Genomic DNA, 23,419 nt, shown 5'->3' with positions numbered 1-23,419 from the left:
CCGCGGCGCTGACGGTGGCCATGGCGACGTTCGCAAGTTCGACGACGGTCGGGCCTGCGGGGGCGGTCACCCCGCCGGTGGTGGATCCCGGACCGCCACCCGCCGGTCCGGTCGCTCCGCCGGTCCCGACCGAATTGAAGGCGATCTGCGGTATCCCGACGGGCGTGCTGCCCGCCACCGACCTGGCCAAGCGCACCAGTGCCGAGGCCATGCTCGACTACCGCTCGGCGTGGCGGTTCTCCCGGGGGGCGGGGCAGAAGGTGGCGGTGATCGACACCGGTGTGAACCCGCATCCGCGCCTGCGCGCACTCGAGGCCGGTGGTGACTACGTCGGCGGTTCCGACGGACTACGGGACTGCGACGCGCACGGCACGCTCGTCGCCGGGATCATCGCGGCCACACCGTCACCCGACGACAGCTTCGCGGGGATCGCGCCGGAGGCAGCCATCCTGTCGATCCGGCAGAACAGTGGTGCGTACGGCCCGGTCGGAGCGTCGCCGGACACCAGCGATGACCCGAATGCGGTGTCGCCGGGATTCGGGAACACACACACGCTGGCGCTGGCCATCACCCGCGCCGTCGATCTCGGCGCGACGGTCATCAATCTGTCCGAGGTGGCGTGCGCGCCGGTGGCGGCCGGACTGGACGATGCGGAACTCGGCCGCGCGGTGCGCTACGCCTACGAGCGCAACGTCGTCGTCGTGGCGGCCGCGGGAAACTTCAACACCCAGAGCATGTGCAGCGCCCAGAACACCACCGCCGACCCGAACCGGCCACTGGAGGTCGCCTGGGAGTCCGTGGGCACCATCGCCAGCCCGGCGTGGTTCGACGACTACGTGCTGGCGGTGGCCGCGGTGACACCGTCGGGGGCGCCGGCGGAATTCAGCCTGCACGGACCCTGGGTGGCGGTGGCCGCCCCCGGCGAACAGATCACCTCGCTGGACCCCAACGGCCCAGGGGTGATCAACGCGCAGATGGGGCGGGAGGGCCTGGCGCCACTGAACGGGACCAGCTTCGCGACACCGTTCGTCGCCGGGATGGTGGCGCTGATCCGGTCGCGCTTTCCGGAACTGACCGCAGGCCAGGTGATGGATCTGGTCAAGCGGACCGCTCGCACGCCCGGACACGGCCCGGACCTGGCCACCGGGTACGGCGTAGTGGATCCGGTCGCTGCGCTCACTTACCAGATCCCGCTCACCGATTCTGACTCGCCCCCGACCGCCGGTTCGGCGATCGCCCTTGCGCCGCAACAGGATCCGGGAAACGCCCGCGCCAGGGCGATCGTATGGGCGGTCACCGGCGTCAGCGTGCTGCTGATGGCGGCCGCCCTCGCCTTGACCGCGACCCGCAGACGCGACCGATGAGGAGAGAGATGGCGCACGACATGACCCCGAACGGTCAGTTCACCGCGTCCGCGGCCGAGCCACCGCCGGACGACGATGCACCAGTGACAGATGCGGAATCCGCGCAGCGACCGCCGGCCCGTCGGCTCGCCCCGCCGCCGTGGCAACTGCACACCACGATCGGCAACCGAGCCTTCGCCGAACGTTTCGACGCGCCGCCGCGCCGCGACGGCCCGCCCGAGCGTGAAGCAGAGCCCGAGGAGCGCGCCGACACCGAGCCGGTCGAACCGCCCCCGGTCCTGCCTGCGATGGAACAGCCGGGATGGGCGGCGCCGATCCCACCACCCCCTCCGCCGCCGTTCCCACCCCCGCCGCCGCCGCACTGGTTGCCGCCCCCGCCAGGTTGGCCGCCGCATCAGCAACACCTGCCGCCGCCTCCGGAGGTCGCGTCGAGTGGCTTTCGGCTACCGCCGTCGCTCGATGAGGCCGAAGTCGTCCGTCGCGCCCGTCGTGCTCCGCAATCGGGGTGGCGGCGCGCGGTGCACCGCGCCAGCGCGGGCCACTTCAATCCCGGCGAATCACGCAGGGACCGACGACGGGAAGACCTGCTCGCGCGCATCCGCACACCGATCGCCGGTGACTTCCGCATCGCAGTGCTGTCGATCAAGGGCGGGGTGGGCAAGACCACCACCACGATCGGGCTCGGATCGGCGTTGGCGATGATGCGCAACGACCGCGTCATCGCGGTGGACGCCAATCCCGACCGCGGCACGCTCGCAGAACGCGTGCGGGACAGGTCGACGCAGTCCACCGTGCGCGACCTGCTGTCGGATCCGCACATCAAGCGGTACGCCGATGTCCGCAACCACACCCGGATGGCGGGCAGCCGCATGGAAGTCCTGGCCAGCGAACAGGAACCGGCCGTATCGGAGGTGTTCGGCGAAGCCGACTACCGGCACACCGTCGACCTGCTGCGCCAGTACTACAACATCATCCTCACCGACTGCGGCACGGGGATCATGCATTCGGCGATGGCGGGTGTCCTCGACCTGGCACACACCATCGTCCTGGTCAGCTCGCCCGCCATCGATGCGGCGAGGAGCGCGTCGGCGACGTTGGATTGGCTGATGCAGCACGGACATTCCGCGCTCGTGCGTGAGGCGCATGTGGTGCTCAGCGCATCCCGGCCCGGGTCGGCGGCGTTGAAGATCGACAAGGTCTACGAACATTTCGAAGCACGCTGCAGATCGGTGCATCTGATCCCGTTCGACCCGCATCTCGCCGAAGGCGCCGACATCGACATCGATTCATTGAAGCCGGCCACCTTCGACGCCTACCTCGAGTTGGCGGGATCGGTCGCGGAGAAGTTTCCCCGGTTACGCGGCGGCCGCCACCGCCAGTGACGGCCAGAATTATCACCGCGGCACGCGGATTCGTGCAAACAGATCGTGCGTTGCCCGGTTCCTCGTGGGCAATCGCTCGCCGGGCCCACGTCGCAGGCAGTGCGCGGACGCCGCCCTGTCGGCAAAGCGCCGACTGCGCCATGCTGCCGGAACGGCAATGTCGGCGTTATTGACGCAGATGGTCGAAAACCTAACAAATACAACGGCATTCGTAATAAACCACTTGCATCGAGCCGATGATCTGGAAGGATCGGCCGAACCGACATGTCTTCCGCGACGCGCGGCGCGGTACTGGTGAGTGAGGCAGTTTGAGCAACGAATCGCTGCGCCATCAGATGACCGAGGTGCTGGCCCTCGTGCACGAGCAGATGGCGGAACTCGCGGCCGTACAGAAATCGCAGGCCCAGTTGAGCGCGCGCGCCACGGCGGCCGACGGATTGGTCGAGGTCACCGTCAACGCCCACGGGCATGTCGTCGACACCACCATCGACGAGGCCTACCTCGACGAGTTCGAATTCGACGAGCTCGCAGGGCATATCACCGAGGCGGCGCAGGCGGCCGTCCGATCCGCGGCGAGCACGGTCGCCGACATGATGGCACCGATCGCCGAGCGCCGACGGGCACTGCCGTCGTTGTCCGACTTCTTCGAAGGGGCGCCCGACTTACGGAGTTTCACCCCGCCCGGCGTCGAATCCTCGGTCGTGGCCGCGCCACCGGCTCACCCGGATGACAACGACGGCGAGGGCAATCTGATGTTTCCCACTGTGAGGAGATGACCGATGGCAGAGCCGCTTGGAGTGACACCGCCGGAACTGCGTGCGACGTCGCAGCACCTCAACGACGTCAGCACGAGGATGAAGGAGGTGCTCTCGACGCTGCGGCAGAACCTCGGTGCCGAGGGTGCCGCGTGGGGCGACGACAGGATCGGTGATCAGTACGCCAAAGGCGACGCCGGTTACCTGGCCCAGCAGGAGTGGGTGAACGGGTCGGTCGACGCGAAGACCGATCTGCTGGACTACTACTCGACCGGCCTGCGAGACGCCGCGAACTCCTTCGAACAACAGGATCAGGCCTAGCGCCGGCCCCGCCGCGCGATGAGCCGCGCGGCTTCCTGCGATGGACTTCGATATCCCACCCTGGCTTCAGTGGGTGTCTTATCTGGCCGGGGATCAATGGCCGCAAGGCAGCGAGAACGGCATGTTCCGCATCGAGGAACATCTGCTGGCCGCTGCCGACCAGCTGGATGAGCTGATACCCGAACTGAACCGCGTGCGGGGCGAGACACTCTCGGTGCTCATGGGGGAGGCCGCACAGGCTGCGGACGATCAGTTCGCCATGCTGTTCGACGGTGACTATTCGGTCGACAAACTCTCCGACGCCCTGCGTGCGCTCGGCGAATCGTCCGGCGGCACCGGCAGCGAGATCCAGTACTCGAAGTACTCGATCGTCGTGGGACTGGCCCTGGCCGCGGCCGAGATCAGCTACGCACTGGCGATGTCGGGTCCGACATTCGGCGGATCTCTGGCCGCCATCCCGCCCATCGAGTGGGCGACGGCCACATCGATCCGCCAGCTGATCTCCCTGCTGCTGGGACGCCTCGCCGCCAAGGTGCGCGAGATGCTGGCGAGGACGTCGGTCAAACAACTCGTCAAGGCGAGCCTGAAGGAAAGTCCCAAGGAGGCGCTTCAGGAACTCGGCATCGCGGCGACGCAGGAAGCAATCGTCTACGGGCTGCAGGGCGACCGGTACAACGTCAACGGCGAGCGGCTGTTGATGAACGGGATCGCATCGACTGTCGGTGGCGGGGCCGGTGGGGCGAGCGCTGTCCCCGTGTCGGCTTATCTCGGCCCCGCGCGCACGATGGCGGGCGCCCGCGCGAAGGGTGTCACCACGTTCTTCACCGCCGGGGTGATGGGCAACCTCGCCGGAACGGCCTCGGTCGGCGGGGATTTCGATCCGTTCATGATCATGGTCAGTTCGACGACCAGCAGCATCGGCGGCTTGAAAGGCGCGGGTGTCATGCCCGCGACCCCGAGCCGCACACCCGACGGGCAGCTGCCCGGCCCGCCGGCGGATCCGCGCTCGATGCCCGAGGATGGGGGGCCGCTGCACGAGCCCGCTCCCGACGACTCCGAACCGGCCACCGGCGATCGCAGTCCGGCCGGCAACGACACCAATAGCGACCCCGACAACACCGTCGGTCGCGCCGAGGTCAACGGTCAGGTACCGGACAGTGCGGACAGTACAGACAGTACGGACGGAGCCCGAGTGGCCGAGCCCGTCGCAGGGCAGTCGCACGCCAATGTCGACGCGGAAACGAATCACGCTGCTGTGCAGAGGGACTCGGCACCCGCCGACGTCGACGGAGGAACACAGCAGGCTCAGCCGCTGCCACAGACCGGAGACCCCGCCGCCACGCCGGCGCCGACATCCGACGGTGCCGGACTGGTCGATGCACCCACCGCGCACGACACCTCGAGCGCCGAGCCGATCGCCGGGCTGGCCGCCGCGGACACCGCTCCCGATGTGTCCGCCACCGGGCAGCCGGTCAACGGAGCTGTGGCCGACGCCGGCCCGACGACGGACTCCGCCGAGGTGTCGCCCAATTCCGTTGCAGGAGCGATCACTCCGGACCAGCCGAGCCCGAACCAGGCCCACGCGGTCTCACCGGCCACGCCGAGCGGGTCCCCAGCCGGCACGCCGGCAGCACCGCCGTCATCGACCACCAGCGCACCGACATCGTCGAGCACGTCCGTACCCCCGTCACGCACACCACCGCCGTCGCAACCCCGCCGGAGTGAGACACCGTCCGCCGACCAGGACCCCGACACCACGGCGCCCAGGGCGACACCGGCCGCCCAGGTCACCCAGGACGGCGCGATCCCGGCAGCCCGCATCGCGGAAGACGTGGCGGCACAGCCGGACACGGCCGACACCGGCGCGCCGGCACCCGATCCCGACGCCACGATCGGCACTCCGGACCCGTCGGACAACGACTGTATCCAGCGGGTCGCCGAGGTGTTGTCGGCCAAATACGGCCGGCCGATCCGTCTCGAAGAGTTGCCCTCGTCGCAGGGCACACCGGCCACGGCACTCTTCCGTGCGGTCGGCTCCGGCGGCGAGTTCGCGACCTTGGCCCAGGTGAAAGCCGAGTTGGAGGGAATGGAATCGGGGTCGTCGGCGATCGTGACGTCGGCGTGGGCGGGCGGCCCGAACCGGGGCGGCCACGCGTACCTTGCCGTCAACCAGGACGGGCAGGTGTTCCTCGAGACTCCCGACGGGGAGCGTCGGCCGTGGCCCCCGGACTGGCGGCCGGACGCGGTATTACGTTCGGCCGTCGGCTATCTCGACGAACACGGCAACCCGACCAACCGCCTGAGTGACATCAGCCAGCTCGTCGCGCCGGCCGCGATCGGGCTGGCCCGGGGCCACCCTGGCGAGGGTGACCCGTCACCCTCGCCCGACGGGGACCGTTCGGCCGGGGAACGCTGGCGCGACGTCGTGCCCCAGCACATGGTCGCCGACTCGGCGCTCGCCCGGCGCGTGCCGCCGGTCGACTCCGCCGAGCAGTTGCGCAACCCGCTCGGGCTGATGGAGGCGGCCAGCGCACGGGCACGCGACAACGCCGCCTGGTGGGCCGGGCTGACCGGCGCCGAGCAGAGCGCGCTGATCCACTCGTATCCGCACCACATCGGCAACGCCGAAGGGATCCCCGCCTCCGCGAGACACGAAGCCAACACCCAGTCGCTGAACAAGGACCACCGGGAACTGCAGGCCCGCAGGGAACGCGGCGAACGGCTCAGCCGGGAGCAACGCAAACAACTGGCTCGGCTCGAGCGCATCCAGGAGCAGCTCACGCAGGCCCGCGACGCGGCCGACGACGCCGGTGTCGGCGGCCCGATGCTGCTCGCGTTCGACCCATTGTCGTTCGGCGGGAACGGACGCGCCCTGGTCAGCTTCGGAGCCGATCCGTACTCGGCGGATTCGGTGTCGTGGCACGTGCCCGGCTTGAAGATGAACATCGACCAACTCGGCCCCTGTATGGGGGACGCGCTCAAACACCTGCAGTCCACCCTGCACGAAAACCCCACCCTGAAGGCGACGTCGATCGCCTGGATCGGATACGACACCCCGAGTGGACTTTTCGGGGCGGCCAGCCAGAACGCCGCGCGGGCCGGCGCGGCCATCCTCTACGCCGACATCCGCGCCTTCAACACCGCCCGCGACGCATGGGCCGGCGATGGCAGCCACTTCCGGGGTAACCATGTCTTCGCCCACTCCTACGGATCGACCACCGCGAGCCACGCGGGCCGCGACGGCCGGTTGGCGAACGACATCCGCACCATCACCCTGATCGGCTCACCCGGCGCAGGGCCGGTCCAGAACGCCGACGAATTCGGTCCGGACGTCGACGTTTACGTCGCCTCCTCGTCACGGGACCCGATCGCGGCGGTCGGCGCCCGACTGTTCGGCGCCGCCGGGCGGATTCTCGGGATCAACCTCGGCGTCGATCCCGCGATGTCGTCGTTCGGCGCCCAGCGGATCACCGCGGAGTTCTCGGCCGCCATGGACCGCAGGCGCACCTGGGGGACGCACCTGTCCTACTACAAGTTCGTCGACCGGACGGCCGACCCGCCCGTGCGCACCGAGTCGCTGGCCAACTTCGGTCGAATCGCGGCCGGACACCCCGACCGGCTCGACTTCGAGTCCGCCCGAACAATCGACGAGCGGCCGCTCCGCCGCCCGCATCTGCGCACCGTCGAACCCGCCGCTGGGCGCCCTCTGCGGCTCGACGACGGTGAACATGCCGACGACCGCTCCGTTCGCCGACCGTGGAACCCACGGTGGCGCACACCTCCGCCCGCGGCAGTCGAACCCACCCAAGCCGACGCCGGCGAACTGAGTCCCGGCGATACGACCGACACCCCGGCCGAGACCGCAGCGATTCATCTCGACCCCGAGACCGCACGCGACATCGCCGATCAGGCGCTGGCGCAACGGGGTCTCGATGCCGACGCCCTGATGAGCCCGGCCGACCACACCAAGCCGGTGCCGGCGGCCGTCACGCTCGCGCGGGGCAACGCCCAGTGGTGGAAGGGGTTGTCGCCGACCCAGCAGCAGGCGTTGATCCAGACCTACCCGCGTCAGATCGGCAACGCCGAGGGTGTTCCGCCGATGGCCCGGCACGACGCCAATTCGCTCAAGCTGCAGGAGTACCTCGCGCATCGGGACCTGCTCGAGTCGCGCCGCGACAACGGTTTGGAGCTCAGCGGCAAGCAGCAGCAGTTCGTCGATCTGATGAACGAGATCGAGGCCGCCCTTCGTTCCGCCGAACGCAACACCGCGCGTGCCAACGTCGGAGGGCCGTACCTGCTCGCCTTGGACCCGCGGGCATTCGGCGGCAACGGCCGCGCGATCGTCAGCTTCGGGGCGGATCCTTATACGGCCGACTCGGTGTCGTGGTACGTGCCCGGCATGACGACCACGATCGAGAAGCTGCGCACGATGATGCTCCGGGGGTTCAACCAACTGCAGTCCACACTGCAGCAGGACCCCGATCTGTCCGCGGCCTCGATCACGTACATCGGCTACAAGGCCCCGGGCAGCTGGGACCCCAACGTCATGTTCCAGCGGATGGCGCACAACGGCGGACAGATCTTCGCCAGTGACCTGCTGTCGTTCAACACCGGCCGCGACGAATTCGCCGCAGATGGAAGCCATTTCCGCAACAACCACGTCTTCGCCCACTCCTACGGTTCGACGACGGTCAGTCACGCCGCGGTCGGCGAACGGCTCGGCGAAGACATCAGCACCGTGACGCTGATCGGCTCTCCAGGCGCAGGACCGCTGCAGCATGCCAGCGAATTCGGCGAAAACGTACGGGTATTCGTCGCGTCGTCGTCGCGCGACCGCACCCCAGGGCTGGGCGGCGAGCAGCCGGGACATCGCGGGCGGACCATCCGGCGGATGGGCCAGGGCGTCGATCCCGCCATGGACACCTTCGGTGCCACGCGGATCACCTCGGAATTCCCCTCGGCGCTCGACCACGGGGGACCGGGTTCCCGCATGACGCACAGCCTGTACTGGGCGTACCTGGACCCGGGCACGTTGCGGATCCGCAGCGAGTCGCTGACCAATTTCGGTCGCATCGCCGCGGGACAGTTCGATCAGGTCGACCAAGAAGCCCACCGCACCCTGGTCGAGAAGCAACGCTTGTTCCGCAAGCCGCGCCTGATCACTGTCGAACCCGCCATCGGCCGGCCCCTGCGAATCGCCGACGACCCGACTGCGAGGCACTCGGTCGAGGGCAGGCACATCTGGAACCCACGGTTCCAGCGGTTGCCCGCTGCAGCGGACACCGCCTCCGAGACGATCCCGTCGGCGGACGAGTTGGTCGCCGCCGACGTCGAACAGGTGCCGGCCACCTCGCAGGTGGTGGCCGATACTGCGTTGGCGGAGCGCGGAATAACCGCGGACCAGCTGATGAGCCCGGCCGATCACAGGGTCGCGGTGGATGAGGCGGTGCGGCGTGCCGACGCCAACGCCCGCTGGTGGAAGGGCCTGACCGAATCGCAGCGGCAGGCGCTCATCGAGGCGTATCCGCACCAGGTCGGCAACGCCGAAGGCATCCCGCCGATGGCGCGCCACCAGGCCAATTCACTGATGCTCGACAAGTACCTGGCGTACCGCGACCTGCTGGTGTCCCGGCGCGACAACGGGGTAGCGCTCAACGGCGCACAGGAGAAATACCTCGCGCTGATGAACAAGATCGAGGACGGGCTGCGCGCCGCGCAACGCAACACGTCACGAGCTCAGGTCGGCGGACCCTACCTGCTGGCGCTGGACCCCCGCGCGTTCAACGGCGTCGGACGCGCCATCGTCAGCTTCGGCGCGGACCCCTACACCGCCGATTCGGTCTCCTGGTACGTGCCGGGGATGTCGACGACGATCGAGAAGCTGCGGACGATGATGCAACGCGGCTTCAACCAGCTGGAGTCGACCCTGCGCGAGAACCCGGACCTCAACGCGGCCTCGATCACCTATCTGGGTTACGAGCCGCCGGGCAGCTGGGACCCGCGCGTAACCTCGCAGACGATGGCCCGCAATGGCGGTCAGATCTTCGCGAGCGACATCCGGGCCTTCAACGCCGGGCGCAATGAGTTCGCCGGTGACGGAACGCAATTCAACGGCAACCACATCTTCGCCCACTCCTACGGGTCGAGCACGGTCAGCCATGCCGGCGCCGGTATGCGACTGGCCGGACAGGTGCGCACCATCACCTTGATCGGATCGCCGGGCGCGGGCCCCCTGCGGCATGCCAGCGAGTTCGGGATCGGCGCACACAACGTGTTCGTCGCCTCGTCGTCGCGCGACCGGACGACCGGTCTGGGCGGGGAGCGGCCCGGCGAGCGGGGGCGCTTCATCCGCAGCAGGGGACAAGGTATCGACCCGGCCATGGATTCGTTCGGCGCGCAACGGATCACCGCCGAATTCCCGGCGGTGCTGGATCGCTACGGCGCCGGCTCGCGGATGACGCACAGCCTGTACTGGGCCTACCTGGATCCGGGGACACTGCAGGTGCGGACCGAGTCGCTGGCCAACTTCGGTCGGATCGCCGCCGGGCGCATCGACCGAGTCGACCTCGAAGGCCATCGAACGCTGCGTGAGCGTCCCCGAGTGGGCCGCAGCCCCGGGGAAGGAACCGTCGACCCGGCCATCGGCCGGCCGCTGCGCGTGCATGACGACCCGTCCCGCCACTACCCAGTCAATCGCCGGAACTTCTGGAACCCACGCTTCGGGCGCGAAAGCAACTGTGCCTTCGACGTCATGGACCAGTTGTCGGCCCGCTACGGGCGGGATTTTCTACTGCCCCTGGCCCCGTCACCGCGCGGCATCCCGGCGGCGCGGTTGTTCGAGGCCCTCGGATTGCGTTCGCAGTTCGCCACCTACGCCGACGTCGAGGCGGAACTGCTGGCGCGCGGCGACGGATCCTCCGCGGTGCTGGCCTCCCGGTGGCGCGGCCGGGGTCAGGCCGGGCACGCGTTCCTGGCGGTCAACGATGGCGGCACGGTCTATCTCCTCGATCCGCACAGCGGCGAGCAGAGGCGATGGCCGCCGCCGTGGAGCGAAGACGCGGTGCGCCGCACCGCCGTCGGTTACCTCGACCGCAACGGTGATCCCGCCGACGCATACGACGGCAGCACGGATCACCTGGCGGCCGCTGCGTTCATCGGCCGGGTCCAGGGGCTTCCCGACCACGTTGCCGTCGGGGCCGCTGACACGCTGCTCACCGAACGGGGTATCCACGCAACCGAACTGCGAAGTCCGCTCGGGGACGCCGAGCTGGCCGTCCAGCGCGCGCAGGACAACGCCACGTGGTGGGCTGCGCTGTCCGACACGCAGCGCCAGCACCTGATCGCGAGCTACCCGCAGCACGTCGGCAATGCCGAGGGCATCCCCGCAGCCGACCGTGACACCGCCAATCGCCGCGTGCTGCAGGAGTATCGAGGGCGCGCCGATGTGGTGCAGCGCAAACTCGACGAGTTCGTCCGCCCCAGCCGCGAGGAACGCAAGTTCCTGGACACGGTGAACAGGATCGAGGCCGCGCTGCGCAAGGCCGACGCCGACGCTCAACGTGCCGGCCTGCCGGCGCCGCTGCTGCTGGCGTTCGATCCCGCCGCGTTCGGCGGTGACGGACGCGCCGTCATCGGATTCGGCGCCGACCCGTACACCGCGCAGGAGGTCTCGTGGCACGCCGGACGGCAGCCCATCGACGAGATCGGTGCCCTCGTCGGCCCGGCACTGGACCAGTTGCAGTCTCATGACAGCGCCATCGTCTGGGTCGGCGACAACCGGGCAGCGCCTGCGCTGCACAGCGACATCGCGGCACTCCATGCTGTCCGCGCAGCGCTGGTAGCCGAGGGCGGCGATGTCGCCACCCTCGCGCGCACCCGCATCCACACTTCGACGACGGCCGCCGACCCGGACTTGTGGGTACCCCGCGACGACAGCGGGCGGGTGGTGGCACACCGCGGAGCGTCGCACGACTTCCCGGAGCAGACGCTGGCCGCCTACCGCGAGGCGCTGCGCCAAGGTGCACGCGGACTCGAATGCGACGTCCGGATGACCAAGGACGGGCACCTGGTCTGCATCCACGACAGACAGGTCGCCCGCACCTCCGACGGGACGGGATCCGTCGGTGACATGACGCTGGCGCAGCTGCAGGAGCTCGACTTCGGCGGCTGGCACCCGAGCCGAGATGTCGCTGACACCCGAAGTGACACCGGCATTCTCACTCTCGAGCAACTGCTCCAGCTGGTCGCCGAGCACGACAAACCGGTCACCCTGTTCATCGAGACCAAGCATCCCGACAGCGGCGGCTGGCGCCTGGAACGCGAGGTCGTGGCGTTGCTGGAGCGTTACGGCATGGCCAACCCCGAGTCGCCCGCGCAGGCTCGCGCGGCGGTGATCTCGTTCTATCCGGACGCGCTGTGGCGGGTGCGCCGGGCGGCGCCGAACCTGCCGACCGTCCTTCTGGGACAGACCGCCCCCTACCTGGCGGGCGCGGTGGGCGCCACCGGGATCGGCCCGTCGATCGCCACGTTGCGCGCCAATCCCGAGCTGGTCGATTCCGCCGCCGCGCGGGGTCTGACCACCTATTGCTGGACAGTCAACTCGCAAGCCGATGTGCAGTACGCCCGCGACCTCGGCGTCGGCTGGATCGCGACCGACCACCCGGGCCAGACCGGCGCGCTGATCCCAGAGCCGGCCGAAACGAGCAGCCCCGCACCGCAACCGGAACCCTCCGAGGTGCCCACGCCCGACACCGACGCCACGCGAGCGGTGGCGGAGGAAGCGCTGGCCCAGCGGATCCCGCCGGTGCGCCCCGACGAGCTGCGCAACCCGCTGGGGGTGGTGGACGAGGCAGTCGCGCGGGCCCAGAACAACGCGGCCTGGTGGCAGGGCTTGACCGACGAGCAGCGGCAGGCGCTGATCGAGACCTACCCGCAGCACATCGGCAACGCCGAGGGTATCCCGGCGACGGCCCGCGATGCTGCCAATCGCCAAGTACTCCAACAGCTTCGGGACCGTGCCGATCAGGTGCAGTCCAAGATCGATGAGGGGACCCGCACGAGCGGCGAGGAGCGCAGGTTCCTGCGCCGGGTCAATCGGCTGGACAATGCGCTGCGCAAGGCGGCCGCCGACGCGGCGCGCGCGAACCTCGATGGTCCGCTGTTGCTGGCGTTCGACCCCGCTGAGTTCGGCGGCGATGGGCGCGCGGTCGTCAGTTTCGGTGACGACCCGCATCAAGCAGATTCGGTGTCCTGGCATGCGCCCGGCGTCCAGACCTCGGTGCACTCGCTGTTCGGCTTCTATACCGGCAACGCGCTGCACCACCTGCAGTCCGTTCGGCAGGAGAACCCGAACCTCACAGCGGCGTCGATCGCGTGGATCGGTTACGACACCCCGAGCGGGCGAGGGCTGGGACACATGCTCCGCCAGACCGCGGCGCGCACCGGCGGAGAGATCCTGCACAGCGACATCCGAGCCTTCAACGCGGGACGCGACGCCCTGGCGGGCGACGGCAGCCACTTCACCGGGAACCACGTGTTCGGGTACTCCTACGGTTCGACGACGACGGCCTACGCCGGTCGCGACGGCAGACTGGCGGGTCACGTCCGCACGATCTCCCTGATCGGTTCGCCCGGAGCGGGACCGCTGCGGCACGCCAGCGAGTTCGGGCCGGGCGTGGACGTGTACGTTGCGTCCTCCTCCCGTGACGCGGTGACCGCGCTGGGTGGGCGCACGCCCGGAGCCACCTCGCGGCTTCTCGGCGCGCTCACGCGTGCGTTCGGGTTGGGTGTCGACCCGGCGATGGACGTTTTCGGCGCCGTGCGCATCGCCGCGGAGTTCCCGGACGGGCGCAACCTGCCGTTGACGGGTGGCACGCACCACGCCTACTACCTCCACACCGATCCGGTTGCGACGCCGGCGAACCGCTCCGAATCGGGGGCCAACTTCGGGCGTATCGCGGCCGGGAATCCCGAACGACTTCAGGTGGAACGGCACCGCACCAGCGACGGCGGGCGCACTGTCGAACCGGCCGCCGAGCGGGCCGGTCCGCGGCGCATATGGAACCCGATCTGGCGGCGGATCCCCAACTGTGCGACTGTCGTCACCGATCAACTGTCGGCGCTGTTCGATCGCGACATCCGGCTCGGGGTTCGGGCGTCGCGGCGAGGTGTGCCCGCCCGTGCGCTGTTCGAAACACTCGGTCTGGACGCGCAATTCACGAGCTATGCCGATGTCGAAGCGACGCTGAGGAACCGTCCGGACGGTACGACGGCGGTGTTGGTGTCGCGTTGGAGCGGGGCGCAGCAGGGCGGGCACGCGTACCTCGCCCGCAAGGTCGACGGCGCGATCCGCCTGTTCGATCCGCACACGGGGGAGTGGTCGGGATGGCCGCCGCACTGGGGGCAGGATGCGGTCGACCTCACCGCCGTCGGGTATCTCACGTCGAGCGGCGAACCTCTGGGACGCGTGAACGTCGATGTGCCGCTGCGTCTGGACGCCGCCGACGCCGTCGGCCGCGTCGCGGGTGTCCCCGCCGAGGGTGATTTCGCCCGCCGTCAGGCGGAGTACCGGGCGCAACCGCCGGCCACTCGGCAGGTGGACACCCGCTACGCGGACGCACCCGGCGACGTCGTCGACATAACGGGAGACATGGAGTCGGCGCGCAGGCTCGCCCGCGACCTGTCGGGCATGTACGGTCCTTACCGGATCGACCTGCACGATGTCGATCGCTTCGGCAGCGAAGTACTGCTGACGGGCTCGATCTTCAACGGCGACACCAAGATCGGCACCATCCAGCGCAGCTTCGATCGCGACAGTCAGGGCCGCCTGGTTGCGATCCACTCCGGCCTGGAAATCACCACGGACAAGAAGCTGCGTGGTAGGGGGTTCTCGAAGGCCCTCACGGCGGAGTTCGAGCGCCTCTACCTGAGGTCCGGCGTCGACCGCGCCGAGATGAGAACGCACAGCAACGGCGGATCAGCGTGGCCGCCAAGGGGATTCACCTGGGACCCGGATCCGCGCAAACTGCAGGAATCGCTGAACGCGGTCAAGGACTCGCTCGGCCGGTTGCGGAGCACGGTCGGCGCCGAAGGCCGGGCCCTGCTCGACAAGATCCTGCCGCAGCTGGAACCGGACAATCCTCACCTACCCGAGCCGATCGACCTCCTGGATCTCAGCACATCCGCCGAGCCCGATCTCGGCAGGCAACTGTTGAACGGAGTCGGGGCACGCCGCGAGCAGGGGCTCAACTACGTCAAGTACTACCGCGAGGACCAAGCTCCCGCGCAGCCCACCGGAGTCAAGGGGATTCTGCACCGGTTGTTCGGCGGGTCGCGCGCGAGCGAGAACTGTGCCGTCTCGGTCGCATCGGAGCTGTCACGGATGTACGGTCGCGAGATCCGGGTCGCGGCCCCACGCACGTCGATGGGAGTGACGGCGCACGCGCTCTTCCTCGCCGTCGGAACGAGTTCCGAGTTCCAGTCCTATGCGCAGGTGGAGGAGACGCTGCGGGGGATGGCCGCGAACTCCTCAGCGGTTCTCGCATCGCGCTGGGCGCACAACTCGGGGCGTTCCGGAGGCCACGCCTACCTCGCCGTCTTCGACGGCCGCGACGTGTTCCTGGTCGACACCACGACCGGGCAACGCAGCGGGTGGCCCCCTGATTGGGGTCAGGATGCGGTCACCCGGACCGCGGTCGGATACCTCGATGAGCACGGAAACCCCGTGCGGCCCCTACACGATGTACCGCTGCAACTCGCAGCGGCGGACAGGATCAGCCACGTGCAGGGGACCGATCCGGTGGTACCGGGGCCACCCGATCCAGTCCGTGTGCTCGGCCTGCGAGAGCACCGGCGCGGCACCCTGTCCGAACTCGAGGCCAGTGCGGTCTACGGCGACGGTGAGGCGCGGTTGCGCGAACTCGACGAGCGACTCGCCCGCGACGGCGTCGAGCTGCGGGAGCGCGCGCGCATCCTGGCCGAACAGCGCAACGCTCTGAAGGCCTGGACCCAAGATCTGATGGCCAACCGGGAGGTCGCCGACCTGCTGGCAGCCCGGGAGACCACCGCGACCTTCGAGGACCTGGTGGCCCGCAACGAAGCCAAAGGGCTTGCAGGCGGCGCGGTTTACGAGGCCATCATCCACAGCGCCACCCACAGCGGGTATGCGCCCGGCACCCTGTCGGACGCCGAGACGACCCAGGTCTACGGCAAGTTCGAGTTGGCGCTGCGTGAGCTCAACGAACAACTCCAGCGCGACGGTGTGCCGGTGCAGGACCGCGCCCGGCTGTTGTCGGACCTGCGCGGCTCGCTGCGCAGCTGGACCCGGGAACTGATGAGCAACCGGGCGGCGGCCGAGGTCCTCGCCAGCAACGAGCGCAGTCCGTCCTTCGACGACCTGGTCGCCAGGAACGAGTCGAAAGGGCTGACCGGGGATGCCGTGTACGAGGCGATCATCGCCAGCGCCACCCACAGCCACTACGCGCAGGGCACCCTGTCGAATGCCGAGACCCGCACGGTCTACACCACCTTCGAACTCGGGATGCGCGAGGTCGCGCAACGCCTCGAGAACGAAGGCGCCGACCTCGAGGAACGCGCCCGCACGTTGTACGAGCTGCGCGCCTCGCTGCGCAGCTGGACACGCACCCTCATGGCGGACCGGGAGACCGCCGAACATCTGACCGCCAACGAGCCCAACCCGTCCTTCGAGGACCTCGTCGCCAGGCAGCAAGCAAAGGGTCGGGTGGGCGACGAGATCTACGAGGCCATCATCGCCAGCGCGACCCGCAGCCGCCCGAGCGTCAACGAGTCGCTCGGCATCGACCCGGAGAACCCGCCCCCGATGCCACGCATGCGGGGCTTGCCCGGTGATGATGAGGAAGATGAGAGTAGAGCCCATGACTGACGAACACGGCCTCACCCCGCTGCGCTACGACCAGTCCGGTCTGCGCGGGAAGACGGCACGGGTTCTCGTCGAGGAACCCACCGATGAGATCGATTGGCCCGCTGACCTTCCGGCGGGCATCCGAACGGTCGTGATCCTCGACGACGAACCCAATCCCCATCACACGTTGCGGGTGCACCCGCCGGATGACCCCGCGCGGGTGGCGTTGGTCGTGTACGACCAGCTCGCGCTCTACGAGGAGTGACAGCCGGTGGACCCACGACGGATTGAGCTCAGCCGCAGACACAGCCGCGAGGTGGGTGCGCTGTTCGACCGGTTTCTCGAAAAGCACCCCGACATCGAGGCCGAGGCCGACGACGAGATGACCGAGAAAGAACGGGCGGCCTGGGCCGCGTACAGCGCCGAGCTGCTCACCCGGCACCGGGCCGAACGCTCGGCGCTGGGCGACCAGATCGAAGCAGAACGGTCGTAGGGTGACCATGACGAGGAGGACAGAGCGGATGGAAGCGACCCGAGCGATAGCACTGGTGTCGGATTGGATCCGGTCACGCGGCCTGGACTATCCCACCGAGGGCCTGGAAGCCGATCGCTTCGAGGCCGGGTGGAGCGTCTACGCGCCGGTCGAGGTGGATGAAAGCGATCCGATGGCGTTCCTCGAAATGCCGGTCGGCCGCTCGGTCTTCCTGGTCGGTGACTCCGGCCGCATCGAGGAGGTCTCGTCGTCGGTCCCCCCGCTGCAGGCGCAGGCCGCGTTCGCGGCGACCGAGCTGGGTGTGCAGGGCAGCAACGGCGACACCTCGGCGGCGGATTTCATGGCCGAGTTCGAGCGCCAATTTCACGAGGCGGCCGGCGAGGACGCGCCCGTCGCCAGCTTCACCGTCGTCGACGCGCCACCGGAGGGGCCGAACCTCGCCGAGGGGCCGGACGACGACGCGGCGATCGCCGAGGAGGCCTCGCGGCTCATCGAGCCGATCGTGCAACAGCTGGCCCAGCTCGGACCGGACGGCTGGGAGGAGTTCGACGCCGAATTCGCGTTCACCGTCTCCTCGCAGATCGCCCAGTTGCAGTTCTCCTCGCAGGACCGCACCGGCCTGGTGCCCGTGCCGCAGTCGGTGGCCGCGCTGGTCAGCCGCCAACGCGAGGTCGCGGCGCAGATGCCCGCCGGGCCGTGGTGGCGATTGATTCTGAACGTCACCAAGCAGGGCGAGACGACGGTGAACTACGACTACGGTGACGAGCCCTTCCCGGAGGACCAACTGGTCGCACCGGAGCACTACCGCGACGACCTCGAGGCCTACCCGCGCTCCCGGATACCGGTGTGGCTGGCTGGATACGTCGCCGGTCCGGCCGCTCAGAGCAGGGCTCCGCGCCAGGCCGCGGAAGCCGCCGAGGCCGCATCTGCCGCCGTCGTCACCGCCGATCTGCCGCCGCTGCCCGAGCTGCGGGCCCGCTGGGCGGTGTTGTCGGCTATCTACGCCGGTGTCGAATCAGGCTGGGGGCCACGCGTTTTCCCCGGTCACCTCTGGTACGAGAGTGACCGCCGAAGCGGGTCGACCTTGTTCGTGCTGCCCGGTGAGCGCGCGGTGCTGTCCGGCGGGAAGTGGGACTCGGAGCTGCTGGAAGCCGCCTACAACGGTGGACGGCCGCTGCCCGACCTGTACACCGGGGCTCCCGCATGGGTCAACGACAGCGCGTTGAACACCCGAATCCGCAACGGCCTGTTGAGCTTCTGCTACTGGTGGGCGGACGGCCAGTGGCACCGGGGCGCCACCGACACCTCGGGTGAACTCGACGCCGCGCTGCCGGCGGTCCGGACGCCGGACGACACCGTCTCGGCGATGGTCGCGCTGACCGGCCCCGGTACCGAGGCGCAGTGCGCCGCGCTGCTGGCGGCGGCCGTCGAGCACAGCGCCACGACGGCGGCCGTCGCGGCGATCTTCACCAATGTGCCCGGCGCCGATGTCGCTGCGGCCGTCAATCAGCTGAGCCTGGCCGGGGTACTGGCCGGCTAGCTGCGTCCGGGGTCCGGCGGCGACATCAGTCGGACGTCGCCGGGCTCGGCTGCGGTGGGCGCGGGGAACGCGCGGCCCCGCTCACCGGATCGGTCTGCCACGGGGCGCCGCGCTGCGGGATGCGGCGGCGAGGCTGCGCCGGAGCCGGCTCGCTCTCCTCGGCCGGCGCCGTGTCCCCGAGAACCGGTACGACGGCGTCGGTTTCGCCCATGATGTCGGCACCGTTCTTGCGGGTCCTGAGCGCTTTGTTGCCCTTGTGTTCCTTGCCGTCACCGCCCCGCTGTCCGGCGGCCGGTCCGCCGCCCATCCCCGGTCCGCCCATGGCCCCCATCCCGGCGTTGGACGCGACCGGCACCGCCGGGCGTGCCCCGGACGCCGCCGTGGTGGGTTGCGCGGAGAGCCGGGCGGCCGGCTGGTTGACGCCCGGACCACCCTTGCCCAGACCGGCGCCTCCGGCACCGGCGCCACCGCCTTTGCCGGCGCCGGCTTTGTCCCCGAGTCCCAGCGCACCTTCGCGAAGCGACGGGACACCGTTTTTGCCCAGCCCTTTTCCGGCCGCCTGCGCGGCTTGCTGCGCCGCCTTGGTCGCCGCGTCGATCCCGGATGTCGCGGCTTTGGTGGCGGCGTCCATCGCGGGTTTCAGGCCCTGTGCCAGTCCCGGCGGTCCGCCCTGCGGTATCCCCTGGGGGTTGGTGATCGGCGGCTTACCCTGCTCGGTGAGACGCTGGTCCTCCAGGCCGGAGATCGCCGGATTCTTGCCCAAATCAGGGGATTTGAACTTCGGCGTCCCGACCGGAGGCGTGCCGGTTTTCGGGCCGCCGCCCACGCCTGGGCCGCCACCGGGTCCGCCACCCGTACCGGGACCACCCCCGCCGCCGGGATCGCCGGACGGGGTCCCGTACTTCATGTTCGGGGCGGGCGGCAGCGTGGGGAAATTCTCCGTGACGGCCAGCACGGTGGGTTCGTACGTGTCGCGGAAGAGTTGCACTGCGAGCTGGAAGTCCTCGATGGAGCGGTTGATCCTGTTCATCTCCTCGATCGCCTCGGAGGCCGACACATAGCCGTCACTGTTGTTGCGCAGCCGGCCGCCGTCGTCGAGGTGGTACTTCGAATTGAAGTCCCGTATCGCGGCGTTGAGCTCCTGCTTGTCGAAGTCGCCTCCGTCGATCAGATCGCGATCCGCATCCGGGAATCTCTCGATGATGCTGTCGAACGCCGCCTTCAGCATCTCCAGTCTGCTCGCCAGCGCCTCCGACGACGGCGTGAAGTCATAGATCGACGTCTTGGTGACCTGCTGGGTGGCGGCCTCCGCCGCACTCGCGCTCGTGCCCGTCCACTTGCCGTTGATCGTGTCGCGAACGGACTCCTTGAAGGTTTCGGAATCCGTTTTGAGCGTCTCACCGTGGTCTGTCCACGCGTCGGCCAGGGTTTGGAGTTGAGCCGGTTTCAGCGCGTCCTTCTCCGCACGAAGGTCGGAGAAGTTCCAGCTCTCCCAGTTCTCCGAATTGGGTCCGCTGACGGCGTCGGAGACCTGTTGACGAATCCCGTGATCCGACGTCAGGCCGGGAACATCGCCGAGGGTGCTGGTGTCGGGCTTGTACTTGTTCTGCCCGTTGTCCTCGCCGGGAGTTTCATAGTTGAGGTCCTTGAGGTCATCGCCGTCGAGCAGCGTCTGGCGCTCCGGGAAGTTGGTGTTGGTGACCCAGGACTCGTCATAGACGCTGCCGGAGTTGTCGTCGCGGCCGCTACTCAGTGTCGCGCCCAGATAGTTTCCGAAGCCGCTCATACCAAATGACCCCTCACGAATCGCGTCTCGACTAGTCGCCCTCTGCGGCCTTGAGTGCGTCGGCGGCGTCCTGCGCCGTCTTCACGAAGTCCTTCGATTGAGACAGTTGTTCGTTGAGATATGTCGTCAACTCCTTGCCCCGCGCATCGAAGGCTTTGCCGAGGATCACCGCGAGCGAGTTCTTCTCCGTCCCGAAATAGGTTGCGGTCTCGTCAAGTCCATCATCGATGAGCCTTTGCAGGCTGGCCTTGTAGGGTTCGAAGACCCGGTTGAGCTCGGGTATCACACTCGGGTCGAGGTACAGATTCTTCTCTTGCGTCGCGGCGTCGAGGCCACTCCATGGGTTGGTCATGATCTTTCCTCATACTCGGTGGGTTTACGCGGCATCACATGGCGACGTTGAATGGCAGCGTCGCCTCCTCTTCGATACGCACCAGCATCGCGGCGGAGTTCACGAAGTTTCCGGCCGCGAACAGCAGCACCAGATCGCCCACTTTGACAATCCGATTGTTCATCAGATAGCTGAGGTTGACGCAGAAGTCGGACACCGTGAGATGTCCGAAACGCGCACCGAACGGGCGCAGCCCGGCGGGCGTCCGAAGCGCAACCTGCTTGGCGAGTGTTTCAGTGACATAGCTCGGTTCGATGAACGACGGTGCGAAATGGTCGATCTCCTCGGGTTCGAGTCCCGCCCGCCGGTAACACTCGACCACCGTCTCGACGGCGAGCTGGAAACTGGCCATCGCGTTGTCGGCCACCGCACCGGGACGGCGATGCTCGTAGCCCTCCCATCTGGCAATCCAATCCGACAGCGTGGGAAACACCGGATCGTCTTGACCGTGATCTGTCCTGCTCCGCATCATCCCGGCCGACGGGTTGTGCGACCGCGCCGCGGAGGACAGGACACGAGCGAACCCACGGTGCCTGTTCATCACCACGCAGAAGGCGCTGTCGCCCATCAGTGAGCCCTCGGTCGCCGGACTGGTCGCGTATTCGTGCCGGTCGAAGTAGAAGAAGCTGTCGCCGCCTGTGACCATCGCGTAGTCACCGGCCCAGCCCGCCTCGAGCAGCGCGTCGGCCAGCATCACGCCGTAGAGGCCACCGGAACAGAACTGCCGAATCTCGGTGGCCGCGCCGCCCGACGCTCGGCCGAGGACGGTCTGCTGGATCGAATTCTGAATAGGCCAGAAATGCTCGCCCTGGTAAAGGGTTCCGCAGTGGAACGAGGCCGCCAGACTCTCCGCTGCAGCCCCGAGCAGACCGGGATCGAGCTGGGCGCCCGCCCGTTCCACGAGATCGTGCACGGACGCCATCTCTTCGGACGGGCCGCAGAGATGGCGCGGACGGCCGTCACCATCGGTGCCGTCCGGCACATAGGTGGACACTGCGCTCAAGTAGGCCAACGGTCAGTCCATCTCCACAGCCGAGAGGCGTTCCGCCGCGCTCAGCTGCAACTCCTCGACCTTGTGGAACGCCGCCATCAGGTTGGCGATGGTTGCCGGGACGATCTGGAACGAGTCGGTGCCCTCATTGACCAGGTATGCGCCGTCGTCGGCGATGTTCACCAGGTTCAGGTAGTTCGCGTTACGCAGCTCGTAGTCGTGCGTGAAATCCGCCGAACCACCGAGCAGTATCGACGCGTTGATCGGGCAGTCCTCGAAGAAGTCCGCCGGCTTCTCGTCAGCGAACTGCGCCTCCTTGCGCGGCCGCGTTCCGCCCGTGAAGTCCGGCAGCGCCTCCAGGACGACCTGAGGGAAGTCGGCGTTCACGCAGCCGATGATCTGGATGTCCTCGCCGAAAATGAGCTGTGGCCCGGGATCCTGCGTGATGACCGCGCTGTAGCCGTTCGTGCCGATCATCCCGAACAGACGGTAGAGCTGTTGTTCCGCACCGGATCCGAGCCGGCCGAACCCCAGCATCAGAAAGGCGGGATACCGCAGCGCCTCCAAGATGCGCACCCGATCCGGTGTCAGTTCGGACCGTTGCCGAGCCATCGCGGCGCGCCGGTCGGCCTCGACCTCGCGCATGTACTTCTGCCGGTTGCGGTAGGCAAGCGGGAACGGCAGCCGGTCGAGACCGAGCGCTTCCCACAGGCACCGGAAGTCGAACCCGCTCATGAACCAGGGCTCGACGTCATAGCGCAGCGGCGCGACGTCGTCGGTGATCATGTCGAACTGTCTTCCCCGAGGTCGAGACTGCGGTCAGGGCGTCCGCGCAGCGGTTTTTGCCGCCCTGACCGCAGTGTCGACGAGCCGATCGTCAGAACCCGCCCGCGAGGTGGGCGTCGAGCGCCCTCGCGTCGTCCTGCGACTGGTTGCCGCCCGACCGGGTCTGGGTGATCTCCATCAGCACGTTGTCCAGCATCTGCGAGATCTCGATCTGCTTCTGCTGCAACGCCGCCGCGGCCTGTCCTTCGTAAACCCCGGACAGGGCGTTGAAGACCTTGGCGACTTCCTCGCGCAACGCCTGCGCGTCGTTGGTGCGGCCCTGGATGTCTTCCAGCGAGGCGTTGTTGGCCTCGTACTGATAGCGAATGGTGTCGGTCATGCGTGTGTCTCTTCCTTCTAGTCGGTGTCGTGGCTGACCAGCGTGCGGATGTCGCCCTTGCCCTTTTCGGCGACCTGCGTCAGCTGGCCGATGACGTAATTGAAGTCATCGGAGTGCTGGGTCATGATGCTGCGGAACACCTGCGCGCGACCGCCCAGCCAGGAACCGGACGTCATGGTCTCGGTGCTGTCGAGGATCTTGCTGGCCAGTGTCCGAAGGTTGCCCATCGCCTCGTCGACCTGGGTGATCTTGGTTTCGGCTTCGGATGGCGTGAGATTGAGCGTCATATCTTCCTCTCGTTGTGTCCAACGGCGTTACCCGCCGCACGAATTGAGACTCGTAACTGAGCTG

At 68.4% G+C, this 23,419-nt stretch carries 13 protein-coding genes and 3 pseudogenes; 10 read left to right on the top strand and 6 right to left on the bottom strand.

Annotated features, from left to right (window positions below):
- The first annotated feature begins 20 nt into the window (after positions 1 to 20).
- From mycP to BLW81_RS30030, 10 genes and pseudogenes are all read left to right on the top strand, one after another.
- Positions 21 to 1,364 carry a type VII secretion-associated serine protease mycosin gene (gene mycP / locus BLW81_RS22535; RefSeq protein WP_083410749.1) on the top strand — a complete coding sequence of 448 codons (1,344 nt, stop codon included), beginning with the start codon at positions 21 to 23 and terminating at the stop codon, positions 1,362 to 1,364.
- Between the two features lie 17 nt (positions 1,365 to 1,381).
- Positions 1,382 to 2,746 (top strand): annotated as a pseudogene (locus BLW81_RS30050) (MinD/ParA family ATP-binding protein); the annotation flags it as partial.
- Positions 2,747 to 3,054: 308 nt separating this feature from the next.
- Positions 3,055 to 3,522, top strand: coding sequence for a YbaB/EbfC family nucleoid-associated protein (locus BLW81_RS22525; protein WP_083409103.1), 468 nt, complete (start codon positions 3,055 to 3,057; stop codon positions 3,520 to 3,522).
- A gap of 3 nt (positions 3,523 to 3,525) precedes the next feature.
- The gene (locus BLW81_RS22520; RefSeq protein WP_083409102.1) at positions 3,526 to 3,822 is read left to right on the top strand and encodes a WXG100 family type VII secretion target; all 297 of its coding nucleotides are present in this window, start codon (positions 3,526 to 3,528) and stop codon (positions 3,820 to 3,822) included.
- Between the two features lie 40 nt (positions 3,823 to 3,862).
- Positions 3,863 to 10,831, top strand: a pseudogene (locus BLW81_RS30240) (alpha/beta hydrolase); the annotation flags it as partial.
- Between the two features lie 903 nt (positions 10,832 to 11,734).
- Positions 11,735 to 12,493, top strand: a pseudogene (locus BLW81_RS30040) (glycerophosphodiester phosphodiesterase); the annotation flags it as partial.
- 63 nt (positions 12,494 to 12,556) lie between these two features.
- Positions 12,557 to 16,723: an alpha/beta hydrolase gene (locus BLW81_RS30035; RefSeq protein ID WP_235632346.1), complete on the top strand. Its 4,167-nt coding sequence runs from the start codon at positions 12,557 to 12,559 to the stop codon at positions 16,721 to 16,723.
- Positions 16,716 to 16,967 carry a DUF7161 family protein gene (locus BLW81_RS22510; RefSeq protein ID WP_083409100.1) on the top strand — a complete coding sequence of 84 codons (252 nt, stop codon included), beginning with the start codon at positions 16,716 to 16,718 and terminating at the stop codon, positions 16,965 to 16,967. The genes BLW81_RS30035 and BLW81_RS22510 overlap by 8 nt, the downstream gene beginning before the upstream one ends.
- 6 nt (positions 16,968 to 16,973) lie before the next feature.
- Positions 16,974 to 17,195, top strand: coding sequence for a hypothetical protein (locus tag BLW81_RS29485; RefSeq protein ID WP_157897796.1), 222 nt, complete (start codon positions 16,974 to 16,976; stop codon positions 17,193 to 17,195).
- A gap of 28 nt (positions 17,196 to 17,223) precedes the next feature.
- Entirely contained in the window at positions 17,224 to 18,735 is a 1,512-nt protein-coding gene (locus BLW81_RS30030) for a hypothetical protein (protein WP_235632059.1), read from the top strand.
- A gap of 25 nt (positions 18,736 to 18,760) precedes the next feature.
- Here BLW81_RS30030 and BLW81_RS22500 read toward each other — a convergent pair whose 3' ends face one another.
- The 6 genes from BLW81_RS22500 to BLW81_RS22475 all read right to left on the bottom strand — a co-directional run bounded on the left by BLW81_RS22500 (position 18,761) and on the right by BLW81_RS22475 (position 23,355).
- Entirely contained in the window at positions 18,761 to 20,521 is a 1,761-nt protein-coding gene (locus BLW81_RS22500) for a hypothetical protein (RefSeq protein WP_083409099.1), read from the bottom strand.
- A gap of 31 nt (positions 20,522 to 20,552) precedes the next feature.
- Positions 20,553 to 20,873 (bottom strand): hypothetical protein, encoded by a 321-nt coding sequence (locus BLW81_RS22495; protein WP_083409098.1) that lies wholly within the window; start codon positions 20,871 to 20,873, stop codon positions 20,553 to 20,555.
- A gap of 34 nt (positions 20,874 to 20,907) precedes the next feature.
- The gene (locus BLW81_RS22490) at positions 20,908 to 21,906 is read right to left on the bottom strand and encodes a 3-oxoacyl-[acyl-carrier-protein] synthase III C-terminal domain-containing protein (protein WP_083409097.1); all 999 of its coding nucleotides are present in this window, start codon (positions 21,904 to 21,906) and stop codon (positions 20,908 to 20,910) included.
- Between the two features lie 21 nt (positions 21,907 to 21,927).
- Positions 21,928 to 22,689 carry an ESX secretion-associated protein EspG gene (locus BLW81_RS22485; protein WP_083409096.1) on the bottom strand — a complete coding sequence of 254 codons (762 nt, stop codon included), beginning with the start codon at positions 22,687 to 22,689 and terminating at the stop codon, positions 21,928 to 21,930.
- A 91-nt stretch (positions 22,690 to 22,780) separates the two neighbouring features.
- Positions 22,781 to 23,068, bottom strand: coding sequence for a hypothetical protein (locus tag BLW81_RS22480; RefSeq protein ID WP_083409095.1), 288 nt, complete (start codon positions 23,066 to 23,068; stop codon positions 22,781 to 22,783).
- A 17-nt stretch (positions 23,069 to 23,085) separates the two neighbouring features.
- Positions 23,086 to 23,355 carry a hypothetical protein gene (locus BLW81_RS22475; RefSeq protein ID WP_083409094.1) on the bottom strand — a complete coding sequence of 90 codons (270 nt, stop codon included), beginning with the start codon at positions 23,353 to 23,355 and terminating at the stop codon, positions 23,086 to 23,088.
- Between the last annotated feature and the right edge of the window lie 64 nt (positions 23,356 to 23,419).

The sequence above is a fragment of the Mycolicibacterium rutilum genome (assembly GCF_900108565.1).
Lineage (GTDB): Bacteria > Actinomycetota > Actinomycetes > Mycobacteriales > Mycobacteriaceae > Mycobacterium > Mycobacterium rutilum.
Note: the sequence above shows the minus strand (reverse complement) of the source record. Positions and strands in the feature narration are given on the sequence as shown.